The organism is Proteus penneri (assembly GCF_003144535.1).
Lineage (GTDB): Bacteria > Pseudomonadota > Gammaproteobacteria > Enterobacterales > Enterobacteriaceae > Proteus > Proteus penneri.
Genome location: NZ_PHFJ01000004.1, coordinates 90281 through 113782 on the forward strand (window position 1 = coordinate 90281; position 23502 = coordinate 113782).

Here is a 23502-nt window from a genome sequence, read left to right on the forward strand (position 1 = left end):
TTGGCGCAAAACGAGGGTAAAAAAATGCCAGATAATACCGTAACGGAAGAAAAACACTTTAAATGTATTGGCATTGTTGGTCATCCACGCCACCCCGAAGCAATTTCAACTCATGAAATGCTCTATCATTGGCTATTGGCTCAAGGCTATGACGTTATTATTGATACACAAGTTGCTCAAGAACTAAAGCTAGAAAATGCACAAACAGGTGATCTAACTCAAGTTGGTAAAGCAGCCGATCTGGTCATTGTTGTTGGTGGCGATGGCAATATGCTTGGGGCTGCACGTGTTTTATCTCGTTATAACATCAAAGTGATTGGTGTTAACCGGGGTAATTTAGGCTTTCTTACTGACCTTGATCCTGATAATGCCTTACAGCAATTAACCAATGTATTGGCTGGGCACTATCGTGAAGAAAAGCGTTTTTTACTTGAAGCACGCGTCTATGCAGAAGGTCAAAGAAATCGCATTGGTACAGCAATCAATGAAGTCGTGCTTCATCCTGGTAAAGTGGCTCATATGATTGAGTTTGAGGTTTATATTGATGATCGTTTTGCTTTCTCTCAACGTTCTGATGGCTTGATTATTGCAACACCAACAGGATCAACAGCCTATTCACTTTCTGCGGGGGGGCCTATTTTAACTCCAAATCTTGATGCTATTGCACTTGTCCCTATGTTTCCACATACCTTATCAGCACGGCCTTTGGTTATCAGCAGTGATAGCCAAATTCGCTTAAAATTCTCACAAACAAATATCGATTATGAAGTCAGTTGTGATAGCCAATTAGTGTTACCAATTAAAGAGGGTGATGAAGTTATTATTAAAAGAAGCCGTCAAAAGCTCAACTTAGTTCATCCGACTGATTATAATTATTTTAATACACTCAGCTCAAAATTGGGTTGGTCAAAAAAAATGTTCTAATTTTTGTGCCTCACTACTTTACTGTATAAAAAACCAGTTTATACTGTATGTAATTACAGATATGTTTTTATACACAGGAGAGGCACTATGCTGACTCAATTAACCATTAGTCATTTTGCCATAGTCCGTGAACTTGAAATCGATTTTTCAGGTGGCATGACCACCATTACAGGCGAAACTGGCGCAGGTAAGTCTATTGCAATTGATGCTCTAGGTTTATGCTTAGGTAACCGTGGTGATGCTAATATGGTGCGCCCAGGTGCAACTAGAGCCGATTTATGTGCACGATTCTCACTCTCTGATACGCCATCAGCACAACATTGGCTTGAAGAACATCATCTTGATAATCATAACGAATGTCTATTAAGAAGGACTATCTCTGCTGATGGGCGTTCTCGTGGTTTTATCAACGGTACTTCCGTACCTCTTTCACAATTAAGAGAGCTTGGTTCCTTACTTATCCAAATTCATGGGCAACATGCTCACCAGCAACTTCTAGAGCCTCGTTATCAAAAACAACTACTAGATATCTATGCCCATGAACCTACTTTATTAAAAAACATGAAGTCGGCTTATCAAACATGGCATCAAAGTTGCCAAAATTTAGCCGCATTTCAACAACTCTCTTTAGAACGAGAAGCAAGGCAGCAACTGGTTGATTACCACTTAAAAGAACTCAATGAATTTCAGCCAGTACAAGGCGAATACCCTGAATTAGATCAAGAATATAAACGTCTTTCTAACTGCGGTCAGTTTTTAACGCTAAGTCAAAATAGTTTGCAAATTTTAAGCGACAACGAAGAGCAAAATATTTTAAGTATGCTCAACGTGGCTAAACATGAAATTACTGAACTAACCTCTATGGAAGGTCAATTCAATTCATTATTAGAGATGCTAGAAGAGGCTACCATTCAGATTAGTGAAGTGAGTGATGAACTTCGTCATTATAGCGATCGCTTAGAGATGGATCCTAATCGCTTATTTGAAGTCGAAAAACGTATGTCTAAGTACATTAGTTTGTCACGCAAACATCGCGTTGCACCTGAAGAACTTTATGATCTTCATCAGCAATTAATTGAAGAAAAAAATGCCTTACTTCGTCAAAATGACGACTGTGATGCCTTAATAGAACAAGTCAAAGCTGACCATTTAATTGCATTAGATGTCGCCAAAAAACTGCATCAAGTTCGCCAACAATATGCAAATGAGTTAAGTCAACTTATTACTAATAGTATGCATCAGTTATCAATGCCACATGGTTATTTTACTGTTGATACCTATTTTGATGACAGTTCACTGCAAATTGATGGTGCCACAAAAGTTGAATTTAATGTCACCACCAATCCAGGACAACCTCATCAAGCGCTTCCTAAAGTGGCTTCTGGTGGTGAGTTATCTCGCATTGCGCTCGCAATCCAAGTGATCACAGCAAAAAAAATGGATACACCAGCACTTATTTTTGATGAAGTTGATGTGGGTATCAGTGGTCCAACAGCAGCGATTGTGGGCAAATTGCTCCGTGAATTAGGTGAGTCAACTCAAGTGATGTGTGTCACTCACTTACCTCAAGTTGCAGGTTGTGGTCATCAACACTATTTCGTTAATAAAGAAACCAATGGTGAAGAGACAGAAACCACAATGAAACTATTATCGAAAAAAGAACGATTACAAGAGCTTGCCCGTTTATTAGCAGGAAGTGAAGTCACCAAAAATACCTTAGCAAATGCGAAAGATTTGTTGGCTGCATAACGATTAACAAACTTTTATTGATATTTAAGGTCATAGGCAGAGCGTGAAAGGTTTTCAATTGCTGCGTTGTCGATTATCATCGTCACTATGACCCTAAAAGGAATGTAATAACCATGCGTTTTAAACTGTTAAAAGTTGCCGCCTTATCTTTAGTCGTAATGACTTCAGGTTGCTCTATGTTCGAGAGACTGGTTTATCACCCAGATATCAATCAGGGAAATTATTTAACACCAGCCGAAGTCGCAAAAGTTCAGCAAGGAATGACACAGCAGCAAGTTCAATTTGCCCTTGGTACGCCAATGCTTAAAGATCCTTTCGGAAGCCAGACTTGGTATTATGTTTTCCGTGAAGAACCTGGTCATCAGAAAGTACGTCAAGAGACGCTCACCCTGACTTTTGATAGCAATGGCATACTGACTAAGATTGATAAGCAAGGCAATATGCCTAACTTCGCAGCACCTGAAACAAAATCGTAATACGATTACTGTGCTAAGAAGGCTTAGTTTTGTATAAGATTGGCAAAAACGAATTGCACCCCATACGTTAAATTTGACGTTGGGGTGTGTTTTTATAAAGAGGAATTGCTTTATAACAGTGTTGTCTTTTTATTGTATCTGACTGTAACCAAATGGCCTATCAACGCAGTATGTGACGCCCCTTTTATTATTGGGCAAACATAATATTAGTCCGCTTTTTGTCGTGCTTTTTCAGCACGCTTACGGCGCATTTCTTTAGGATCAGCAATTAAAGGTCGATAAATTTCAACTCTATCACCGTCTCGCACATTATCGCTTAACTTTGCTGGTCGACTATAAATACCCACTTTATTCTTAGTTAAATCAATATCATTACAAATCGTTAAGATATTTGAAGCAATAATAGCTTGTTCAACAGTATCCCCTAATGTTAGTTCAACAGGGATAAGGTACTGTTTGTCGGGCAACGCATAGGTTACTTCTACCCATATTTTAGTCACGATAAATCTCTTTCGCTCGGTGAGTAAATGCTTGAACCATATTGTTCGTTAAATCCTTAAAAATACGCCCAAAAGCCAACTCAATTAATTTATTAGTGAACTCAAAGTCTAGCTGAAATTCTATCTTACACGCATTATCATCAAGTGCGGTAAACACCCATCCTCCAGTCAATTTACGAAAGGGGCCATCAACAAGACGCATATCAACACGTTCATTAGTCTTTAAAAAGTTATGGGTAGTAAATGTTTTACTAATTCCCGCTTTTGAAACATTTATTGATGCAATCATTTCTTCTGGTGTGCTTTTGATCAGTTTACTTCCAACGCATCCTGGTAGAAAATCAGGATAAGTAAGAACATCATTAACCAGTTTAAACATTTGCTCTGTACTAAAAGGGACGAGAGCAGATCGACTAATCTGAGGCATAGTTATTCCTGTACGACAACACTGTGTGGATCATATCATTGAACAGTGACTAATTAAAAATCTAATGGAATATAGCTTAAGTTTTATGCAATTGAAAAGAAAACAGTCAGTTAAATGATTTCTTTCTATTGCTCATACAGTATAATGTGGAAATTATGACAAAGAAAAAATCACACAAACCTGGTTCTGCGACCATTGCGTTAAACAAACGCGCTCGCCATGAATATTTCATTGAAGATGAGATAGAAGCGGGCTTGGCTCTCCAAGGTTGGGAAGTTAAATCACTGCGTGCAGGAAAAGCCAACATCAGTGATAGCTACGTTGTCATGCGTGACGGTGAAGCTTATCTTTTTGGTGCAACCATTACACCTTTAAATGTTGCATCAACTCATGTGGTTTGTGATCCGACACGTACCCGTAAATTATTATTAAAACAGCGTGAACTTGATAACCTTTATGGTCAAATTAACCGTGATGGTTACACCGTTGTTGCTCTCTCCCTTTATTGGAAAAACGCTTGGTGCAAAATCAAAATTGGCGTTGCAAAGGGTAAGAAAGATCACGATAAACGTGAAACGATTAAAGATCGTGAATGGAAATTAGACAAAGCACGTATTATGAAAAATGCTAACCGCTAAATTGCGTTAAGTACTAGCTATTACAAGTATTTTTCTGATATACTCGCTTTTAACAACTTGGGGCTGATTCTGGATTCGACGGGATTTGCGAAACCCAAGGTGCATGCCGAGGGGCGGTTGGCCTCGTAAAAAGCCGCAAAAAAATAGTCGCAAACGACGAAAACAAACTAGCACTAGCAGCTTAATAACCTGCTCAGAGCCCTCTCTCCCTAGCTTCCGCTCTTAAGACGGGGATCAAGAGAGGTCAAACCCAAAAGAGATCGCGTGGATGCCTAGCTTGGGGTTGAAGCGTTAAATTTAATCAAGCTAGCTTATTCATGGCGTGTCTGTCCGCAGTGGGTAAGTGAAATCAAAGACTAGACTAAGCATGTAGTGCCGCGGATGTAGAAATTTCGGACGCGGGTTCAACTCCCGCCAGCTCCACCAAATTTGGTGGGTCAGTGATAGGACAACGGTTTCAAAAACAAGAAGTTAGCGAAATCATCAAGACTACACACTGACACAGATAGGACTCTAAATCATACGCAAAACGTACGCGGATATTTAGAGTTCAAAAAGGCTCACTTCGGTGAGCCTTTTTTATATAGGAGACCAAGAGTGGATACAGTTAATAATATTTTATCAAATTCCGCGTTGGGTACAGTGATTGGGATCATTGGTATTCTTATAGCCATTTTTATTTATGTTTTAACTCGTAAAGTTTATAAAATCTCTAGCTGTCATGAATTTTCAAACCTCATAAATAAAAACCACTCGAGCCTACCACAGCAAATAAGTGTAATGTATGATGGCTCATTAGTAGAAAGTGTATCTTCTTCTGAATTTGTTATTTGGAATTCGGGTAACTCTGTTATAACAAAAAGTGCATTAGCTACTAAAGAACCTCTAAGAATTGAATTTAGCAGGGAAATTCAATTATTGCGTTATCAAGTCGTAGCATCAAACAATCCAATAATATAGAGCTAAAGACTGACAGCGAATATCCTAATTGTATTCTTATTGATTTTGATTTTATTGAAAAAAATGAAGGTGCTAGAATAGAAATTCTCCATACTGGAGATAAAAACGATGTTAGAGAGAAAGGAAAACTAATAGGTGTAAAATCTATCTTTAGTAAACAGAAAAAACTATCAAGAAAAAAGAAAAAATCCCAAAAAACTTTTAGTAAAAAAGCATTAGATGTAATTCTTTTATTGTTGTCACTATTGTTTCCAATAATGATCCTATTAATGATTATTTACTCATTCGCCTCTCCAGAGGCTTTTATTTCTACACCCCGCCCCGTTAGAGATAGTAGTTCTCCATGGGTGATGCGTATTATGGGCTTTTCCGTGATATGTGTATTTATTTTTCAATATATTAGCCAGCGTCCCCCTTACCCATCAAGTTTAAAAAAGCCTTAAATTAATATTATATTACACACTGTCATGGGGTGTCTGGGGTCGTAGGTTCAAATCCTATCATGCCGACCATTTTTATTTAAGAAAACCAACCACTAATGGTTGATTTTCTTATGTTTGGAATTTGCTTGGTGTAAAACCCACATCAGATTTACCATAGTTAAAATTCAATCCTCGCTCTATTCCTATGCTATACTTATTCTACAATTCATTAATATAGCTTATAGAATGAGAAACCTTGCGAACTTATCTCAAGAAAAAAAAGACAAAATCAATGTCGATTTAGCCGCCTCAGGTGTCGCTTATAAAGAACGCCTCAATATGCCAGTTGTTACGTCCGAAGTTGAACGACAACAACCAGCACCGAAGCCTGCAGCCCGGATCATCCCACTACCAACGAAAGTCGGTCAGGCCAAGCTCGGTAAAGGCGCTTCTTTTCACTGGACTAGCCCCGATAGGCAGGGCTTGGGGTGTGGCAACAATTTCCGCTGTGTCCATAGAAAAATCGCCAAAGGTGGTATCTGACGAGGCCTGCGCGTTAGCAAGTTTCGTTTATTCGCTCACAACAATAGAGAGCTCATACAAGAAGGAGATTAGCAATGAATGTATCAAACCCTCTTCGCCTGCAATTCATCGATGCTTTCGGGAATGTTTGCTTTACTGCGTTCTGCTACAACCTGAACCAGCTTTCGGGCGCGGTTCAAGAAGCCGCACAGCGCGACGCGCAGAAGTTGGTTTCTATCGACGTGATGGAGCCAAAAGGCTCTAACACTATCAGCACCTACAGTTGTTCGCTAATCGTAGGGCCGACTGGCGCAGAGCAGAGCAGTCTGTACAAACAAGTTCTGCAAGCGGCCAAAAGCAATCTGAACTGGCCGCAAAACTACATGCCCGCGTCTGCGACCGAGAAGGAACTTGAGAACCTAGGAATTCAGATCGCGGCCGGTGTGGCAGCCCAAGTTATCGTCCAGATTGGCGGTAAGGCTGTTAAAATGATCCTGCGCAAACTGACCGGCGTTCCAGCCCCAGCAGTAGTTGACGGAAACGACCCGACCCCGCCTGAAAGCGCTGGCGATGTGATCGGTCGCGTTCCCGACCCAGACCCCGAAGGCTTCTTGCCAGAAGGTGGCGATTCAGGCGACAACCCGGAAAACAGCGGCGACGGTGATGGTGACGGCGAAGATGGTGGCGACGGCGATGGTGGTGGTGATGACGGCTTTGACCCCGATATCCCCGATATCCCCGATGTCTTCGAAAAGAAAGACTAAGCACCCGAAGGCCCCTTATTGGGGCCTTTCTTCATAGGTTCAATTATTTCGGGGGGAAGTGGTTAGGGCGAAAGGTCTTTATGCATTTGGTCTTGCGGCTGGCCTAGTGGTCGGGGTTGCGCGCCCATTTCATCGAAAAGTCAAAAAAAACCAAAAAACCGTGAAATGCCGCTAGCTCATTAGCACTAAAACCAGCGCTATGTTCAAATTCCCCCCAAGAAATTGGATCGAATTTTATTAAGAATGATAGATATTCATCGCATAAACTGACTAACTTTAGCAACATCCGCTTCTGGAACAAAGCAGACTACTGGATCACATATAGTTTGATGCTATAACAGCATAAGTTCTAATATTGAGCCAGTACAGCTAATATCTATAACAATACATCATGTTCACCTAACCCTAATTGCGCTTTCATTTCCTCTTCTTTTCCCCTGCGCTCCTCTTCCGCTTTCTGCGCTTCTTCCATCTCACGTATTTTCACGTTATAGATTGACTGCTCTGGCATCTGTACACGAACGGAAATAAAACGACCATCAGGGATATCAATTGGGTCGCCGTCTTTGTAACCATCAATATCATTACGAGCAAACTTAGGTGCATTGGGATGGGTTCGGTTATACGTTTTGACGAGAATCGAACCGTCCTCATTTACTTCAGAGTCAACCCAAATAAGAGGCTGTTTATTAACATCAAGTGGAATTTCAATACCCCCATCAACACCGCCCCAACCTGCGTCTGAATTAAAACCTAGCACACCTTCGATAAGATATTCACTCTGTCCTACTCAAGCAACAGTTGCACCATCGGATTCGTCGTTTGTAGTGAATGTGCCGTCGGGGTTGATGTTGATAATAGGGGAAGCTTTTTTGATAAAGCCTTGCGGGTCTGTGGTTGTATTGCCAGAGCCCCATGTTGTGTTCCAAACCATTCCAATAGGGCTTATATTAGTTCTCCTAACGTTAGTAATTATAGATCCATCTTTGGGGTTTATAAAAAGTTTAAATGAATTTGCAAAGTCATATTTAATATTAATTCCCGCTCCCCATGTTGAGAAATATTTGTCATCAGAACCCCCGCCTTGCCTAAACAAATAACTTTCAGTCCTTGTATTATGTAGATCTGTATCTTTTAATGAAATAGCATCACCACCAATCCCATAATCACCAACAAGCATCATTTTGCCAGTCTTTTCAGGAAGCGTTGTTCTATAGTATGTTCCATTTATTTTATATAAAAATGATGGTGAAGGGTCTAAACTAAGAAATAAGTCATTACTACTATTTCTTGAACCTACAGCACCCGCGGAAACAATACCTCCTTTAAAATCTTGAGGAGTCGTTCTTGTTAAGTCAGCTTTATTGGCAATATCCCCCTGTATCTTTTTAATACTATCAAGTGTGACAACTTCACCATTTGGCATCTTAATTTTTGTCTGCCCTGTTTCAGTCATCCATGTATTCATCGCATCGAGAAAATATTGCGTGTATGCATTTATTGCAACCATCGTTCTTGCTGCATCACTATTATTACAAGGTCATTTTTAGTAAAAACTATCATATTTAATTAGCTCTATTAATCCTATATATGACTAGTTTAAAATAATACAAAATACCTATTCTAAAGAGTTTAAGAGGATCATAATGAAAATACTCTTAATTGAAGATCACGAAAAAACGGCCAATTGGGTTAAAAAAGGGCTAGAAGAAGCTGGATATACTATTGATATTACGAATGATGGTCGTGATGGCCTCTATTTAGCATTAGAAAATGATTACAAATTGATTATTCTTGATATCATGCTTCCCGGAATGAACGGTTGGAATATTTTAAAAATATTACGCACATCAAAGTCAGTCCCTGTGATTTGTTTAACAGCAAGAGATGCTATAGATGACCGAGTTAAAGGATTAGAATTAGGTGCAAACGATTATTTAGTAAAACCTTTCTCATTTTCAGAATTATTGGCAAGGGTCAAAAATCAATTAAGAGTTCAACAAAATATTTCAACAATTATTGAAATTGCTGACTTAAAAATCAATTTATCTCGTCATGAAGTGGAGCGTAATAATATACAGATCCCAATGACTCGCCAAGAATATTCTTTATTACTTTTTTTTGCTTTACATATTAATGAAATATTACCTAGGACATTAATTGCAAGCGAGATTTGGGGAATTAACTTTGATAGTGATACTAATATTGTAGATGTTGCTATCCGTCGTTTACGAAAAAAAATTGATGATGGATTTGAAATCAAATTAATCGAAACGGTTAGAGGAATGGGATATAGGCTAAATGGAGTCAATAATGAAAACAAAATCACTGAGATTTAAAATTATCTCTTTATTTATCATATTGATGATTGCAAATGCAGGTTTTATGTCTTTAACGCTTTATCAATCGCTTAAAAATGAATTAATATCTCGTGATAATACCTTACTTGTAAATCGTGCAGACCAATTAGTAAAGTTAATTAATAGTGGAATTGATATCAAAACATTACCTATCTATTTTCAACGTATGATGGATATGCAACAAGATATTATTTATATTACGGATGCTAATAATAAAATTTTAGTTGATACTAATTCAGATATTTTATTTACAGATCATCTAAAAACCACTGATACAAAGAATATAGATTTAAACATGATTACCTCCTGGGAAACAGAATCAGGAGTTCCTGTTTCGGCTATTAACTTTACAATAGAATCACCAATAGGCGTGTTAAATGTTGTGATCGCCAAAGCATCCTTTGTGCGCATCAGTATGCTAAGCGAATATTTAAGTAAAATATTAATTATCTCATTGGCTTCTATTTTATTTATGGGAATATTAAGTTTTTGGTTAATTAAACATGGATTGAGAGATATCCGTTTTCTTAGCCAAATTACGGCTAAAACAGATATACATACTCTTAGTCAAACCATAAATATCTCACAACTTCCCAATGAACTGAAAAGTTTAGGTGACTCATTAAATATAATGAGAAAAAGGTTAAAAAATGATTTTATAAAGTTAACTCAATTAGCAGATGACTTGGCTCATGAACTCAGAACCCCCATTAACGCTATAAAACTTCAAAATGAAATTATGTTACAACGTTCTCGTAGCGTAGAAGAATATGAATCAATTATTATTAGTAATATTGAAGAATTGGATAAACTTGCAAAAATAATTGAAAATGTTTTATTTATCGCTCGTGCTGAAAATAAAAATATCATTTTAAATAGAGAAAGCTTGAATTTATCGGATCTAATTGATGAAATTTATAACCTATTTTCCTTTTATGCAGAAGAAAAACAGATTACCTTATTAAAAGAGCCTACAACATTAACAGTTAGTGCAGATCACTTACTTTTTACTCGCATATTAATGAACCTCATATCAAATGCAATTAAATATTCTCCTGCTAATACACAAGTCGTTACTCAATGTAAAAAAGAAAAAAATCAGTTACTGATTTGTATCAGTAATATTGGTGATGAATTGAATCAACATGAACAAATATTTACTCGTTTTTGGCGTGGTGATAATGCAAGAACAACAGAGGGAAGTGGCTTAGGTTTATCAATTGTACAAGCGATTATGACATTACATGAGGGTAAAGTCAGTTACGAGCGTATTGGAAAACATAATGTATTTATTTTAGCCTTTCCATGCTAATTACGCGATATGACAAAATTGTCATCTTTTTGTCAGCTTTTTTATAAAACATATCTGCATAATTAACTTATCAATCAAATATCTTCTTAATTATGTAGAGGTAACATCATGAAAAAAAACAGGAAAAATAATCTATCAGAAATTACACCTGAATCTGTTTTTATGATGAAACGACGTAATTTACTAAAATTATTAGGCATCGGCGCTACTGGAATAGCGGTTTCATCCACTGTAAAAGCCGATTTATTTTCATGGTTTACTGAAGATAACAAACCAACGACACCAAAATCATCCCGTAAAGAATTACAATTTATTCAACCTGAAGAATATCAATCTTCATTACAATTAACTCATGAAGATAAGGTAATCGGATATAACAATTTCTATGAATTTGGCCTTAATAAATCCGATCCTGCTAAGTATGCACACACAATGAAAACAGAAGAATGGACATTAACTATTGATGGTGAAGTTAATCGCCCACTTACTTTAAACTTAGACGATATTAATCATAAATTTCAATTAGAAGAACGCATCTATCGTATGCGTTGTGTTGAAGCATGGTCGATGGTCATTCCTTGGGTCGGTTTTCCATTAGCGAGCTTACTTTCTTTGGTTGAACCCAATAGTCGTGCAAAATATGTTGCCTTTGAAACGCGTTATGCACCACTGGAGATGCGCGGACAAGATAGTCGCTTCATTGGCGGCGGTTTGCAATACCCGTATGTCGAGGGATTAAGACTCGATGAAGCAATGAATCCACTCACATTATTGGCGACAGGAGTATATGGAAAATCCTTGCCAAACCAAAATGGCGCACCTATTCGCCTTGTTGTTCCGTGGAAATATGGATTTAAGGGGATCAAATCCATTGTCAAAATTCGCTTAACTGAGTCAATCCCACCAACAACGTGGAATCTTTCGGCACCACATGAATATGGTTTTTATGCAAATGTTAATCCAGATGTTAGCCATCCTCGTTGGTCACAAGCAACAGAACGCTTTATAGGCACAGGTGGATTAGGTCAAGTTACAAGACAACCAACACTATTGTTCAATGGCTATGGCGACCAAGTCGCGCATTTATATAAAGATTTAGATTTACGGAGAAATTTCTAATGAAACCAGTATATGGAATAGAAGTTAAATTATTAAAAACCATATTCCATCTTATTGGTTTATTGGCTTTCACTTGGCTTATTTATACAATTTATACGCAAAATTTCAGCGCAGATCCTTCAAAAGATATTCAGCATTTTACTGGAATTACAACGTTACGTTTATTAATTATATTAGCTCTGATCCCTATGGCTGCTTTTTGCTTAAAATTAAACACATTATTTCAAGTAAGAAAACTATTAGGGTTATGGTGTTTTTTTTGGGCTAATTTACATTTAGCAAGTTATCTGCTACTTGAAATAGGTTGGGAAAATATTACTTTCTTTTTTAGCGAAGTTTTTTCCCGTACTTATCTTATTATAGGCGCTTTATGTTGGATAATTTTATTATTGATGGCTATAAGTTCATTTGATTGGTTAAAAAATAAATTTAATCAAGAATGGAAAAGAATACATAGTCTATTTTATCCACTCTTATTATTAGTCTGTATTCATTATTTTTTATCATTAAAATCGCCAACACCAGAGCCTATTATTTATCTAATTATTATTGGATTAACTTACCTTTTTCGCTTTTGGCAACAGAAAAAAAACAAATCAACTAATATATAAAATAATTTACCCACCAATTTAATTCTAATATTATATAAATGAGCTTATTAAAGCCTCATTTAAGAGGCTTTAATAAATTGTAATAAACTATTTACATTATAGTAAGCCGTTATGTCAAATACAGTTTAAAAATCAATATGATATAGCCATTCACAGCCATTCCGTATTGCTTGATTACCTTCTTTTCGTGCTGAATAAGTCATAAATATCCCTGCACCATATTTTTTATCCGCATTATCATAAGATAAGGAAGAAACCCATTTAACAGGTTGTATAGAAAGTAATAATCTTCGAGCCTATCATTGTTGCTTTTCCTCCCACTCTCACTCGACTAATTGTATTTTCTGTTGAATCAATAATAACGTGAATAAGAGAAGAACATTGCATTGCACGCCCCTGCTCTAATAGAAAATGCGTTTTATGAGGGAAAACATGCTTAACAAGATAGCAGCCTAAAGCGCCACTAGAACTCCCTGTAGCAGATTCTTCATTGATGCCATATAAAGGTGCAAAGTTACGGCAATGAGCTGTAATTTCTTTATCTTGGCTAAGCTCAAAAACATGAAAGCCAATAGTATTAAATTCACGACTTAAGTCTGCAATCGCATCAAAATTCGGTTTTAGCGTATCTAATTGCCCAAATTGTACGGGGATCAAAATATCAGATAATCCTGTTGAAAATATCTCAATAGGTAAGCCTGTTTCTGAAATAACTTCGCAATTTACTCCCAATGCAGCAGCCACTGCATCGATCTTTGGAGCTTGTCGTGAAACAGGCAGTGTTTGCTCCATAACAACATTTTCAGTATCAATTGCTACGCTTAAAATACCTGCCTTCGTTTTTTGTGTGTAATGGCCAGAAGCCAATAAATTGAGTGAAGATAAAGTGAAAAATACCGCTAATGTAGCATGACCACAAAAATCGACTTCTCCTTCAGGAGTGAAAAAATTAACTTCAAAATCAGTCTCGTCACCTCGATAGACAAAAGCTGTTTCAGAAAAGCCGACTTCTTTAGCGATAGCTATTTTCTGTTCATCACTTAATTGAGGGGGATTTAGTACTACGCCAGCAGGATTCCCCCCTGTATTATTCCGAGTAAATGAGTTTACAAGGTATACTTTGATCTCGTGCTCTACTGAGCGTATAGCTTCATTCTGCATATATTTTCCATATTACTTCAAATCGCATTAAACTTGTGTGTAAAAAAATAGAATTGTCTAGATCTATCTTGTATTACTCCACTTTAAATATATTTTTTTAAGTAGTAGATAAAATTCTCACTAATTAGGGCAAACTGCTGACACGCTATCTAAGCCTTGTTGTCTTTGTTCAAATGTGACACTTTTATTATCACCTTCTCGGATAATTTTTAAGATATAAATACTATCAAAATCATTACTTTTCCATTTAGGGATTAATTTAGGATCGCCCCCCACTCGCTTCATAATATCTCGTGCCACTTTAACTAAATTGTCATGCTCCCATGCAATAAAAATAACTGCATTTTCATATTTCTTACTTAACAGGGCTTCACGCAATTCTTTTACTTCTTTAGCATGAAATTGAAGATGAATAGGCAACGAGGTTTTAATAGCAATAGGAGAAATTGTTTGGAGTGAGCGTAATGAATTGCCTAATTTACTCTGTTTGGGTGCAGCGGCAAATAATGCATCAGGTTTGCCAAATTGATTTATAAGTACATCAGGTAGGGCTAATGCTCTATTTAATCCCTTACAGGTCAATTGCCCACTATCATTATCAGGTTTTTCACCATGCCTTATAAAGACAAGTGTTTGATCGGAGTACGCCATATGACTAAATCCTAAAATAAATATGCTCAAAAATATAAATACACTGCGCATACAGCGTTGCCTTTAAGTCAATTAAGTATAAGAAATATAGAAAATTAAAACATACCTAATATTAACCATAAACTCACCTATTTGATGTCATTCAGTCTATCATAGACCAAAGTATTTTAGCGGTGAGCGAGTCTTAGATAACGTACATTTAGCCACTCTTATAATTTATTGACCTTTATTCTATCTTCTAAACACCCCAAGATTAATTAACAAATATTAAAATCGAACAAACAATTGTTAACGGAAAATAAAGAATATCTTTAATTTTTTATTACTTTACGTCCAAGTTTATAAAATTGGATTAAACTTAAATACTCAGAACTCTTAGATAAAAAAGAGAGGAAATCTCTTTTTTAAAATAAAAACAATGTGTTAAAAATCAATGCAAGCCTTTTTATCTCCCTTTACTTAGTTTAATGACTAAAGTTCTGCCACTACTTACCGATACTGTTTGTTCTTAAATAAGTTACCAATACTTATTAATTTTTATTTATCCAGGGTTAAGCATGTTCTTTAAAAACTTTAAAATTCGTACAAAGTTAACCATCGCATTTACAACTTTTGTGATGTTAATTATGTTGGGTTCTAGTTTCGCATTAATGGGTTTAAATAGTGCGAATCAAGATATTCATGATGTCGTTGATGATATCTATCCAACCACGGTCAAAGCCAATTTACTGATTAATAATTTCAATGAGTTTATTATATTTCAGCAACTCACTATGCTTGATGAGCAAGAAAGTTTAGCAACTGAACAAGAGAGCAAAAAAGCAGAGATCACCGCTAAAGTTGCGCAATTGCTGAAAGAGTTAGATGAAACTACACACGATGCTGAGTCAAAAAAAATCTTAGCAGAAGTTTATGACATTCGTCAGCAATATATAACCTCTCAAAACTTTGTAATAAAGGCATTTAATGAAAATAACAGACACGCCGCAGTCAATGAACTGATCACAAAAACCTCCGCTATCCAATTAAAATATCGCGATAAAATATTAGAGTTTATCGAATTACAAAATCAAAAAATGGAGGAGGCAGGTGACGCTGTTGAACGTAATTTTATTGAGAAAAGAACATTTTTAATATTATTAACTCTTGTCAGTATTATTGTGGGCAGTATTTTAGGATGGTTTATAACTAAAGGCATTACTCTCCCATTAGAGAAGGCAATAAACTTTGCAAAAGCCATTGCAAATGGTGATTTAACACAAGAAGTGAATACTGATTATCATGATGAAGTAGGGATATTATTACGGGCCCTCGCTGAAATGAAAAAGCGCCTATTAGAGGTTGTGCAAAATGTACAAAATGGCGCTGAAAATATTTCATCGGCAGCAGAGCAAATTACTGCTGGTAGCCAAAATTTAGCAGCAAGAACAGAAGAACAAGCAACCTCAGTAGAAGAAACGGCAAGCTCAATGGAGCAAATGACGTCAACCGTTAAAAACACAACGGATCATACTCATAATGCAATTAATGTTGCTGAAAAAACTGAAGTCGCCGTACATCACAATGGCAAAATGATGCTTCAGTTAACTGAAAAAATGAGAGCAATTAATAGCTCATCATCTCAAATGACAGATATTATTAACTTAATTGATGCCATTGCATTCCAAACTAATATTCTTGCACTAAATGCTGCTGTTGAAGCCGCTAGAGCAGGTGAACATGGTAAAGGTTTTGCAGTTGTTGCTGGTGAAGTCAGACTACTGGCACAAAAAAGTGCAGATTCCGCTAATAATATACGCACTCTTATCGATAACTCATCAACTCAAACACAGGAAGGGATGGAATTAGTTGAGCAAGCAGGCTCTCAAATCAAAAAAATGATCACCGATGTTGAAGAGATCAGCGCATTATTACGAGAAATTGGGCAAGCAAGTAATGAGCAAAGCGCTGGTATATCACAAATAAACAATGCTATAAGTCAGCTTGATTCGACAACTCAACAGAATGCAGGATTAGTTGAAGAATCTGTCGCAGCCGCAAATTCTCTCAACGACCAAGCCTTAAATCTAACCAAACTCGTTAATTACTTTCAGATTAAGTGCATCTAATTCGTTATTGTATTAGATAGTGTTGTTCAAGGTCACTCAGTGGAAACTGTCGTGACCTTGAAATCATATTTAGATGAAAGAATAACCTTTTATATCAACCAAAAACGTGAGTTAAATGTGCTTTATATTCAGCAATATCATTATCAATTTTTGGCTCTTTAATAACGTCATTGACCATAAAAGTTGGTAATTGAGATAATCCTAAAAATTGTTGTGATTTGTGAAAAGCAAAATAAACACCATCAACACCTCTGCCATCAAAAAAATTGCCAAATTCATTAAAGGCTTCAACGGGAGCATTCCATGTTACGGAGAGCATATATTTTTTACCTTGTAATAGTCCCCCTGTACCGTATTGCTTTTTAGGATCACGACGAGTACGTCCATCATTCTCATATAACTTGCCATGACCAAATGTATACACATCATCCATATATTTTTTTACTTTCCATGGCATCATCATCCACCAGCCAGGCATTTGATAAATAATGGTGTCTGCCCATAGAAATTTTTCTATTTCATCATCAATATCATAGCCTTCTTCTATTTGAGTCTCTTTAACACCATGACCTAATGTGACTAAATGTTCAGTAGCAACATCATGCAATGTGCGGTTTAATTGACCAGCAGAATGACCAAATTTTTGGCCACCATTAATCAGTAAAATATTCATGCTAACTCCTAAATTTTTTCTTGCGATGTGTCTAATGGAGTTAATTTAACAGGAAATAAATAAGTTCGCACACGACAATAAAATTACAAAACAAACAAAAAGCAGAATTATAATCTTTATTTTGACTAAAAAAATCAGTTTTAAAAACAAAAAACCAGAAACAATCACTTTTACGATTACGTATATTAATAATAGCGATTATTGCTTTTTAGGTAAAAGTCTATTGTTTCTTAGGCTATTTTTTTAATGACTGGCTGTTATAACATTAATAGGAGTACCTTCTAGCCAGATAGGATTGTATTACTATCACATTGAGATAAATTGTAAGAAATAAAGCACATCAATGTGCTAAAAGTTACAGCTTTAATGTATCTGATAGATATTGAGTTAAACTATCAATAAAAACGCGAATGCGCTGGCTCACCACTCGATCACTATAATAAACAGCATGAAAAGGTAATGGCATAGATTGTATTTTATCGCTAAATAGTTCAACTAGTTTGCCTTCTTGAATATCTTTATTCACCACAAAATCAGATAAACAAGCTATTCCTTCACCACTCATACATAGTTGCCTTAATATTTCGCCATTGTTTGCAGATATCCCTTCCGTTACCGTAATGAATACATTTTTTTCGATTTCTAAAGGCCATGTATTTAATGAAACAGGCTCAGTAAATGTTAAACAAGTATGTTCGCTCAACATTTGCGCTGTTGTCGGAAATCCTTTTCGCTCAATATATTTTGGCGAAGCAATAATTTTGCGATGGCTATTAAATAAAGGACGAGCACGTAAACTTGAATCGGTTAAATGACCAACTCGTATAGCCACATCCACTTTACGTTCAATTAAATTAACAAAGGTTTCAGAAGAGACTAATGACAAAATAATATCAGGATATTGTTGGCGAAAAACAGAAATAAAAGGGATCAAAAGATGCAATACCACAGGTGTAGCAGCGTCAATACGCAATAAGCCTTTAGGGGAACGTTGTGTACCATGTAACTCATTTTCAGCGGCTTGCATTTCTTGCAATATCACTTTCATTCGCTGAAAATAAAGTTCACCTTCTGAAGTAAGAGCTATTTGGCGGGTTGTTCTATTCAGTAAATTAACACCTAATTTATCTTCTAATTTTTTTACAGTACGACTTACCGCTGAATTAGCGAGATTCAATTTATCTGCAGCTTTTGTAAAACTTTTATGTTCAACGACTTCAACAAATACTCTCGCTTCTTCTGATGTTGCTTTCATATCATAAACCTCGGTAGCATTAAGTAACGCACTGAAATTTAAGAATACGAGTATCTTTTCATTATTGCAATTAAGTTAATAATAGAGAGATATAGTGAGTTACTAGTCATAATCTACTATAAGTAATGTATATATCAAAAAAATAAGCAGGTAATCCTTAATGAGATACCTGCTTAACTCACTGTGGAAAAAATAACATTAAGCCAATTTCTCAATAAATTTAATCTCTAGTGAATCAGTTTTATCTTTTAAATTTTCGATAAATGTTTTCATATGTGCCGTTTCATTATGTTTATCAATGGCACTTTGGTTCTCCCATATTTCAAAGAAAATAAAAGTTCTTGGTTGAGTGGTATCCTTATGAAGTTCATACTGGATACAACCTTCGTCTTGATGACTTGGCTTTATCATCGCCAGACAAGCAGACAAAATATCGCTCTCATAATTTTCTTTTGCCACAATAGTGGCTATTAATCTGATATTGTTCATATAAAATCCTATCGCTCGGCTATGAGATTGTTAAGTACATTGATTAATAAACTCAAATTACTCTAACACAATTCTTATCTCATTCTTCATTCCAATTATTTCCATTTAAGCAAAAGTATTTTCCATTTAAGCAACTGGATCTACCTCAAAGAAATGGTGATTAATCCTTGTCTCTAAGTAAAACTTCTCAATCAAAGTAGTGAACAAATAATCCCTACTTTGTCACGAGTGTCATTACAATAGCTTTTATAATGGCATTCGATTTATACATTAACACGCATTTATCCCAATGAAAAAAAGCAACCTAGCTCACACTTTTGTTCTTTTTTTTATGTGTAACAACATCGCCAATGAAATGTAAACAAATTTACCAATATCAGACAAACTGTTTGTATTTGCAAAATTATTTCAACGGTAATGGATAGCGTCAAATGTTAAATCCTAAAACATCGCTAACATAATCGCTGATTTCTGTTATCAAAACAGGGCTATTTAATGATGAAAATAATCTTTTCACTATTAATACTTCCATAATAATCTCAACGTAATATCACTTATTGTAAGTGAAGCTTATCGCGCTAAAAAATATCCTCCCCCCCTCCCTCACACTAAAGAAAACATTTCGCGAGAGATTATTACGTAGTTAAAACAAAAATAATTATCTACAAACTCATTTTTCAATCATTTTTTTACTTTCAATATTTGTATGACAATTTTTAGGTAAAACAAATATCTTATCTAAAAATGAAACTATTACTTCAAGAACATTTCATATCTTATTTTTGCTCTATAACAGTTAACTTAAACACTTTAAATAAGGTATAGAAAAACCATTAAATAAATATTTTCCTCTTATTACATAGGGCTTATTCTATGCTTTTTCATTTATGAAAATAAGAAAAAATAAATTTTTTTACTTTTAAAAATACGATCAAGATCACTTAAATTATGTCTTTAACTGAAAATCATTAAGAATAACCATTCTCATTTTATATTTATTTCACACATTACATATCCATTATCCCTCTGATTTGTATTACAATTAAATCTAGTGTCAAAGCGAGTCATTGTGCCTATTAAGAGACAAAAAGAAGTCAATCACTGATGATGAAATCATATTAACATCGACTTAAACAGTTAATATAAAAATATTATTTTTGTATAATTAACATTGTTAAATTTAAAAAAAAGAAAAAACAAACCATAATAAATTATATTCTTACAATAAAACAAAAATTTCTATAATTAGAATAAAAAAACATCGTGATTTATAAATAAAAAACAACAAAAAAAACAAACAAGAAATAAAAACAATGTAAAGAAAATAATTAATATAAAAAAACAAAATAAAAAAAAAACAACAAACCAAAAACAAAATAAATACAACAATAAAAGCAACCATTGAAAAATAAAATTAAAGATAATTTAAATAATAAAAAAATAAAAACTTATAATAATAAAAAATTAAAATATATAACATTAAAGCTATTTGTTAATAAAATAGCCCCTTCAAACAATACATTAATTTAATTTATGATTAATTAAAGCATAGATAATCATTTCTATCCTAAAAAATGGCATTTTAGACTTAAATTCATCTTTTTATTACATAGCTAAAACCATCAATATCGTTCTTTTTTTCATCAAAAACCAATTTGATAACAACATTAGCAATCCAATTACATTGATGAACATCAAAAAACACGACAATTAACAAGCAAATAATGAGAAAAAAGGAATTTTTTTATATTTGTCACACAATTGATTTTATTCTATTACATCTCAATAAATATTCCCTACAATAGCCAACCAATCTAGCCTAACAATTTCATGAGTGATAATGTTTTTCATTGTTTAGGCTGGTAACTATCTTTTTTTATTTATGATTTATCGTTTCAGCAAAGTAGAGCATTAATAAAACCTAGTACCCTACACAATTATATGATGACCAATTTATAGGTTTGCCAACGCAGTTATAAACGATAAAAATTGCAAACTTAAGGATAAAAATAATCATGTCCGACTATCTATCATTCTTATTAGGTATTGTGCCTTTAGCGGTTTTGATTTTTATGATCTTAAAAATGAAATCAGCCGTTCACCATGCCGTGCTTGTGTCTTTAGTGATAACGGTTGCGCTGGCCATTTTCCATTGGAACAACACCATTCAATTTGCTTCAGTCTCGGTCCTTTATGGTGCAGTTAAAGGATTGTGGCCAATCATCATCGTCATTCTTGCCGCTATTTATAGTTATAACTTAATGCTAAAGACAGGTGGCATGGATGTACTGAAAGATGTACTCGCGGGTATAAGTGATGATAAGCGCGTGCAAGTTCTGCTTATCTCATGGTGTTTTGGTGGCTTCCTTGAAGCAGTTGCGGGTTATGGTACTGCGGTTGCCATTCCTATCGGCATTTTAATCGCACTTGGATTTGATCCTTTTAAAGCAGCTGTTGCCTCTTTAGTTGCCAATACGGTTCCTACTGCTTTTGGTGCAGTCGGCATTCCTGTTTCAATTTTGGCACAAAACACTGGGCTTGATGTATTAGTGCTAAGTAAAACGATTATCATTCAGTTGGGATTATTTAATATCGTCTTGCCTTTTGTCATCGTTGCCATTGCTGGTGGTGGAATTAAAGCAATTAAAGGTGTCGGATTTATTACTTTAATGTGTGGTATCAGTACACTGATCCCTCAATATATCGTTGCTGCTAATTTAGGTGCTGAATTACCGGCGTTTGCTGGTAGCTTAGTCAGCTTAATTGTGGTTATTTTCCTTGCTAAACGCATGAAAAACAGTGGTGATAAACAACAAAATATCAAAAAGCACACGGGCAAAGAGTTGTTAGTAGCAAGTTCTATTTACTTGTTTACCTTTATTTTTATTTTAGCGTGCTCACCTTTATTCCCTACACTTCAAAGCATGGCGGGTTCAATATCCACAAAGATCCCATTTGTATTAAGTGAGACACAAACGGAATATCAAACCATTGCTTGGTTAAGTACACCAGGTGTATTAATTATTCTCGCCAGCTTTGTAGGCGGCACCATTCAAGGTGCAAGCGTTTCAACACTTATCTCTGTTCTGGTTAAAACGACGATCCAACTGAAAAACTCTATTATTGCCATCACAGCAATTGTAGCGATGGCAACTGTCATGGATTTCAGTGGCATGATTGGCAGTATCGCCGAAACCTTAGTTGATTTCACAGGTGCAGGATTTATCTTTATTGCGCCAGTAATCGGTGCGTTGGGAACCTTCGTAACCGGTAGTGACACCAACTCTAACGTACTGTTTGGTAAGTTACAAACCAGTGCGGCCGCTAAACTCAATATCGATCCATTTATTCTGGCTGCGGCCAATACCTCTGGTGCTACGGGCGGTAAAATGATTTCACCACAAAGTATCGCCATTGCTGTTTCAGCGACCAAAATGGATGGTCAAAGCAGTGCCATCATGCGTGAAACCTTAAAATACTGTATCGCCTATATCATTATTCTCGGGGCGAAGATCGGTATTATTTATCATCTAATGAACTAATTAATAAGGAGAAGGGAGTGTGTTCATTCCCACTCTTCTCCTCTTATAACAAATCAATAAAAGAATTTTATCTTTAGTAAAAATGACAACATCTGAGCGATGTTTTGGAGTTCGATTAATGAAAGTTAATTTTTATGCGACCTGTCTTGGTGATGTGCTGAAAGCAGATTCAGCTCGAGACACCGTCCTGTTACTTGAAAAATTAGGCTGCGAAGTCTTGTTTCAAGAACGCCAAGGTTGCTGTGGTCAGCCAGCGCTTAATAGCGGTTATGTAAATAACGCAAAACCAGCCATGAAATCGTTAATTGAAACATTGGAAGTGAACGACTATCCCATTATTTCACCCGCAGGCTCCTGTACTTATGCCATTAAAGGCTATCCAACTTACCTTGCTGATGAACCTCAATGGGCATTACGGGCACAAGGTGTTGCCGATCGCCTGATTGATTTAACCAGCTTTATTGTTAACAAACTTGGTGTTGTTGATGTTGGCGCTCGCCTTCCTGGTAAAGCGGTTTATCACCCATCTTGCAGTTTAACCAGAAAATTAGGTGTCGTAAGTGAGCCTTTAACATTATTAAAACATGTTGAAGGTCTTGAAATGTTGCCATTTGCAAACTCAGAAACCTGCTGTGGCTTTGGGGGGACATTCTCCGTGAAGATGTCTGAAATTTCAGGCGAGATGGTGACCGAAAAAGTAAAACATATCATGGATGTGAGCCCTGATTATGTCATTGGTGCCGATACAAGTTGCTTAATCAACATTCAAGGTCGCTTAAGTCGTGAAAAGCGTCCTGTAAAAGTGTTGCATATTGCACAAGTTTTAATGAGCCAATAAG

20 protein-coding genes, 1 other RNA gene and 2 pseudogenes are annotated in these 23502 nt (G+C 35.7%); 15 read left to right on the forward strand and 8 right to left on the reverse strand.

The features are described 5' to 3' along the window. Window positions 1-24 precede the first annotated feature (24 nt). The 3 genes from nadK (at window position 25) to bamE (ending at window position 3149) form a co-directional block, all read left to right on the forward strand. Complete coding sequence (nadK, locus tag CUB63_RS06960; protein ID WP_109847741.1) at window positions 25-924, forward strand: NAD(+) kinase; 900 nt, start codon at window positions 25-27, stop codon at window positions 922-924. Between the two features lie 87 nt (window positions 925-1011). Further along, on the forward strand, window positions 1012-2673 hold the full coding sequence (recN, locus tag CUB63_RS06965) for a DNA repair protein RecN (protein WP_109847742.1): 1662 nt from the start codon (window positions 1012-1014) through the stop codon (window positions 2671-2673). 113 nt (window positions 2674-2786) lie between these two features. Further along, window positions 2787-3149, forward strand: a complete 363-nt coding sequence (gene bamE, locus CUB63_RS06970; RefSeq protein ID WP_006533585.1) for an outer membrane protein assembly factor BamE — start codon at window positions 2787-2789, stop codon at window positions 3147-3149. 206 nt (window positions 3150-3355) lie between these two features. On the opposite strand, the gene CUB63_RS06975 is transcribed toward bamE, so the two are convergent. Together CUB63_RS06975 and CUB63_RS06980 are read right to left on the reverse strand one after the other, a co-directional pair. Next, entirely contained in the window at window positions 3356-3652 is a 297-nt protein-coding gene (locus CUB63_RS06975; protein ID WP_369961909.1) for an RnfH family protein, read from the reverse strand. Then, complete coding sequence (locus CUB63_RS06980) at window positions 3642-4076, reverse strand: SRPBCC family protein (protein WP_006533588.1); 435 nt, start codon at window positions 4074-4076, stop codon at window positions 3642-3644. The genes CUB63_RS06975 and CUB63_RS06980 overlap by 11 nt, the downstream gene beginning before the upstream one ends. A gap of 155 nt (window positions 4077-4231) precedes the next feature. Here CUB63_RS06980 and smpB point away from each other — a divergent pair, with 155 nt between their 5' ends. The 5 genes and pseudogenes from smpB to CUB63_RS07005 all read left to right on the forward strand — a co-directional run bounded on the left by smpB (window position 4232) and on the right by CUB63_RS07005 (window position 7382). Then, entirely contained in the window at window positions 4232-4714 is a 483-nt protein-coding gene (gene smpB, locus CUB63_RS06985) for an SsrA-binding protein SmpB (RefSeq protein WP_069367807.1), read from the forward strand. Between the two features lie 59 nt (window positions 4715-4773). Next, window positions 4774-5140, forward strand: a transfer-messenger RNA (tmRNA) gene (gene ssrA, locus CUB63_RS06990). Between the two features lie 171 nt (window positions 5141-5311). Next, window positions 5312-5674, forward strand: a complete 363-nt coding sequence (locus CUB63_RS06995; RefSeq protein ID WP_109847743.1) for a hypothetical protein — start codon at window positions 5312-5314, stop codon at window positions 5672-5674. A 668-nt stretch (window positions 5675-6342) separates the two neighbouring features. Continuing rightward, window positions 6343-6477: pseudogene (locus tag CUB63_RS07000) on the forward strand (DNA polymerase III subunit theta); the annotation flags it as partial. Window positions 6478-6713: 236 nt separating this feature from the next. Further along, window positions 6714-7382, forward strand: a complete 669-nt coding sequence (locus tag CUB63_RS07005) for a hypothetical protein (protein ID WP_109847744.1) — start codon at window positions 6714-6716, stop codon at window positions 7380-7382. 376 nt (window positions 7383-7758) lie between these two features. On the opposite strand, the pseudogene CUB63_RS18045 reads toward CUB63_RS07005, so the two are convergent. Beyond that, window positions 7759-8892 (reverse strand): annotated as a pseudogene (locus tag CUB63_RS18045) (phage tail fiber protein). Window positions 8893-9028: 136 nt separating this feature from the next. On the opposite strand from CUB63_RS18045, the gene hprR reads away from it, so the two are divergent. The 4 genes from hprR to CUB63_RS07035 all read left to right on the forward strand — a co-directional run bounded on the left by hprR (window position 9029) and on the right by CUB63_RS07035 (window position 12784). After that, window positions 9029-9721: a response regulator transcription factor HprR gene (gene hprR, locus CUB63_RS07020; RefSeq protein WP_072063303.1), complete on the forward strand. Its 693-nt coding sequence runs from the start codon at window positions 9029-9031 to the stop codon at window positions 9719-9721. After that, window positions 9696-11054, forward strand: a complete 1359-nt coding sequence (locus CUB63_RS07025; RefSeq protein WP_109847747.1) for a heavy metal sensor histidine kinase — start codon at window positions 9696-9698, stop codon at window positions 11052-11054. Before hprR ends, CUB63_RS07025 begins: the two co-directional genes overlap by 26 nt. 108 nt (window positions 11055-11162) lie before the next feature. After that, the gene (gene msrP / locus CUB63_RS07030; RefSeq protein WP_109847748.1) at window positions 11163-12173 is read left to right on the forward strand and encodes a protein-methionine-sulfoxide reductase catalytic subunit MsrP; all 1011 of its coding nucleotides are present in this window, start codon (window positions 11163-11165) and stop codon (window positions 12171-12173) included. Next, window positions 12173-12784, forward strand: a complete 612-nt coding sequence (locus tag CUB63_RS07035) for a protein-methionine-sulfoxide reductase heme-binding subunit MsrQ (RefSeq protein ID WP_109847749.1) — start codon at window positions 12173-12175, stop codon at window positions 12782-12784. The genes msrP and CUB63_RS07035 overlap by 1 nt, the downstream gene beginning before the upstream one ends. A 261-nt stretch (window positions 12785-13045) precedes the next feature. On the opposite strand, the gene CUB63_RS07040 is transcribed toward CUB63_RS07035, so the two are convergent. Together CUB63_RS07040 and CUB63_RS07045 are read right to left on the reverse strand one after the other, a co-directional pair. Further along, on the reverse strand, window positions 13046-13945 hold the full coding sequence (locus tag CUB63_RS07040) for a PhzF family phenazine biosynthesis protein (protein ID WP_109847750.1): 900 nt from the start codon (window positions 13943-13945) through the stop codon (window positions 13046-13048). Window positions 13946-14065: 120 nt separating this feature from the next. Further along, window positions 14066-14647, reverse strand: a complete 582-nt coding sequence (locus CUB63_RS07045) for a histidine phosphatase family protein (protein WP_109847751.1) — start codon at window positions 14645-14647, stop codon at window positions 14066-14068. 506 nt (window positions 14648-15153) lie between these two features. Here CUB63_RS07045 and CUB63_RS07050 point away from each other — a divergent pair. Continuing rightward, on the forward strand, window positions 15154-16704 hold the full coding sequence (locus CUB63_RS07050; RefSeq protein WP_109847752.1) for a methyl-accepting chemotaxis protein: 1551 nt from the start codon (window positions 15154-15156) through the stop codon (window positions 16702-16704). A gap of 94 nt (window positions 16705-16798) precedes the next feature. Here the strand turns inward: CUB63_RS07050 and CUB63_RS07055 are convergent, their stop codons facing one another. The 3 genes from CUB63_RS07055 to CUB63_RS07065 form a co-directional block, all read right to left on the reverse strand. Then, window positions 16799-17377 (reverse strand): NAD(P)H-dependent oxidoreductase, encoded by a 579-nt coding sequence (locus CUB63_RS07055; protein WP_072063310.1) that lies wholly within the window; start codon window positions 17375-17377, stop codon window positions 16799-16801. A 355-nt stretch (window positions 17378-17732) separates the two neighbouring features. After that, complete coding sequence (locus CUB63_RS07060) at window positions 17733-18632, reverse strand: LysR substrate-binding domain-containing protein (RefSeq protein ID WP_109847753.1); 900 nt, start codon at window positions 18630-18632, stop codon at window positions 17733-17735. Window positions 18633-18830: 198 nt separating this feature from the next. Then, window positions 18831-19121 (reverse strand): putative quinol monooxygenase, encoded by a 291-nt coding sequence (locus CUB63_RS07065; protein WP_006533613.1) that lies wholly within the window; start codon window positions 19119-19121, stop codon window positions 18831-18833. Between the two features lie 2015 nt (window positions 19122-21136). Here CUB63_RS07065 and CUB63_RS07070 point away from each other — a divergent pair. Both CUB63_RS07070 and CUB63_RS07075 read left to right on the forward strand, forming a co-directional pair. Continuing rightward, on the forward strand, window positions 21137-22663 hold the full coding sequence (locus CUB63_RS07070) for an L-lactate permease (protein WP_006533616.1): 1527 nt from the start codon (window positions 21137-21139) through the stop codon (window positions 22661-22663). Between the two features lie 118 nt (window positions 22664-22781). Beyond that, on the forward strand, window positions 22782-23501 hold the full coding sequence (locus CUB63_RS07075; protein ID WP_072063314.1) for a (Fe-S)-binding protein: 720 nt from the start codon (window positions 22782-22784) through the stop codon (window positions 23499-23501). Window position 23502: the final 1 nt, after the last annotated feature.

Bases quoted from the DNA above. Each gene is read 5' to 3' on its own strand.
- smpB (WP_069367807.1), top strand. From the start codon at position 4,232: ATGACAAAGAAAAAATCACACAAACCTGGTTCTGCGACCATTGCGTTA.
- msrP (WP_109847748.1), top strand. From the start codon at position 11,163: ATGAAAAAAAACAGGAAAAATAATCTATCAGAAATTACACCTGAATCT.
- CUB63_RS07040 (WP_109847750.1), bottom strand. From the start codon at position 13,945: ATGCAGAATGAAGCTATACGCTCAGTAGAGCACGAGATCAAAGTATAC.
- CUB63_RS07070 (WP_006533616.1), top strand. From the start codon at position 21,137: ATGTCCGACTATCTATCATTCTTATTAGGTATTGTGCCTTTAGCGGTT.
- CUB63_RS07050 (WP_109847752.1), top strand. From the start codon at position 15,154: ATGTTCTTTAAAAACTTTAAAATTCGTACAAAGTTAACCATCGCATTT.
- CUB63_RS07065 (WP_006533613.1), bottom strand. From the start codon at position 19,121: ATGAACAATATCAGATTAATAGCCACTATTGTGGCAAAAGAAAATTAT.
- nadK (WP_109847741.1), top strand. From the start codon at position 25: ATGCCAGATAATACCGTAACGGAAGAAAAACACTTTAAATGTATTGGC.
- recN (WP_109847742.1), top strand. From the start codon at position 1,012: ATGCTGACTCAATTAACCATTAGTCATTTTGCCATAGTCCGTGAACTT.
- CUB63_RS07025 (WP_109847747.1), top strand. From the start codon at position 9,696: ATGAAAACAAAATCACTGAGATTTAAAATTATCTCTTTATTTATCATA.
- CUB63_RS07055 (WP_072063310.1), bottom strand. From the start codon at position 17,377: ATGAATATTTTACTGATTAATGGTGGCCAAAAATTTGGTCATTCTGCT.
- CUB63_RS07060 (WP_109847753.1), bottom strand. From the start codon at position 18,632: ATGAAAGCAACATCAGAAGAAGCGAGAGTATTTGTTGAAGTCGTTGAA.
- hprR (WP_072063303.1), top strand. From the start codon at position 9,029: ATGAAAATACTCTTAATTGAAGATCACGAAAAAACGGCCAATTGGGTT.
- CUB63_RS07075 (WP_072063314.1), top strand. From the start codon at position 22,782: ATGAAAGTTAATTTTTATGCGACCTGTCTTGGTGATGTGCTGAAAGCA.
- CUB63_RS07005 (WP_109847744.1), top strand. From the start codon at position 6,714: ATGAATGTATCAAACCCTCTTCGCCTGCAATTCATCGATGCTTTCGGG.
- CUB63_RS07035 (WP_109847749.1), top strand. From the start codon at position 12,173: ATGAAACCAGTATATGGAATAGAAGTTAAATTATTAAAAACCATATTC.
- bamE (WP_006533585.1), top strand. From the start codon at position 2,787: ATGCGTTTTAAACTGTTAAAAGTTGCCGCCTTATCTTTAGTCGTAATG.
- CUB63_RS07045 (WP_109847751.1), bottom strand. From the start codon at position 14,647: ATGCGCAGTGTATTTATATTTTTGAGCATATTTATTTTAGGATTTAGT.
- CUB63_RS06980 (WP_006533588.1), bottom strand. From the start codon at position 4,076: ATGCCTCAGATTAGTCGATCTGCTCTCGTCCCTTTTAGTACAGAGCAA.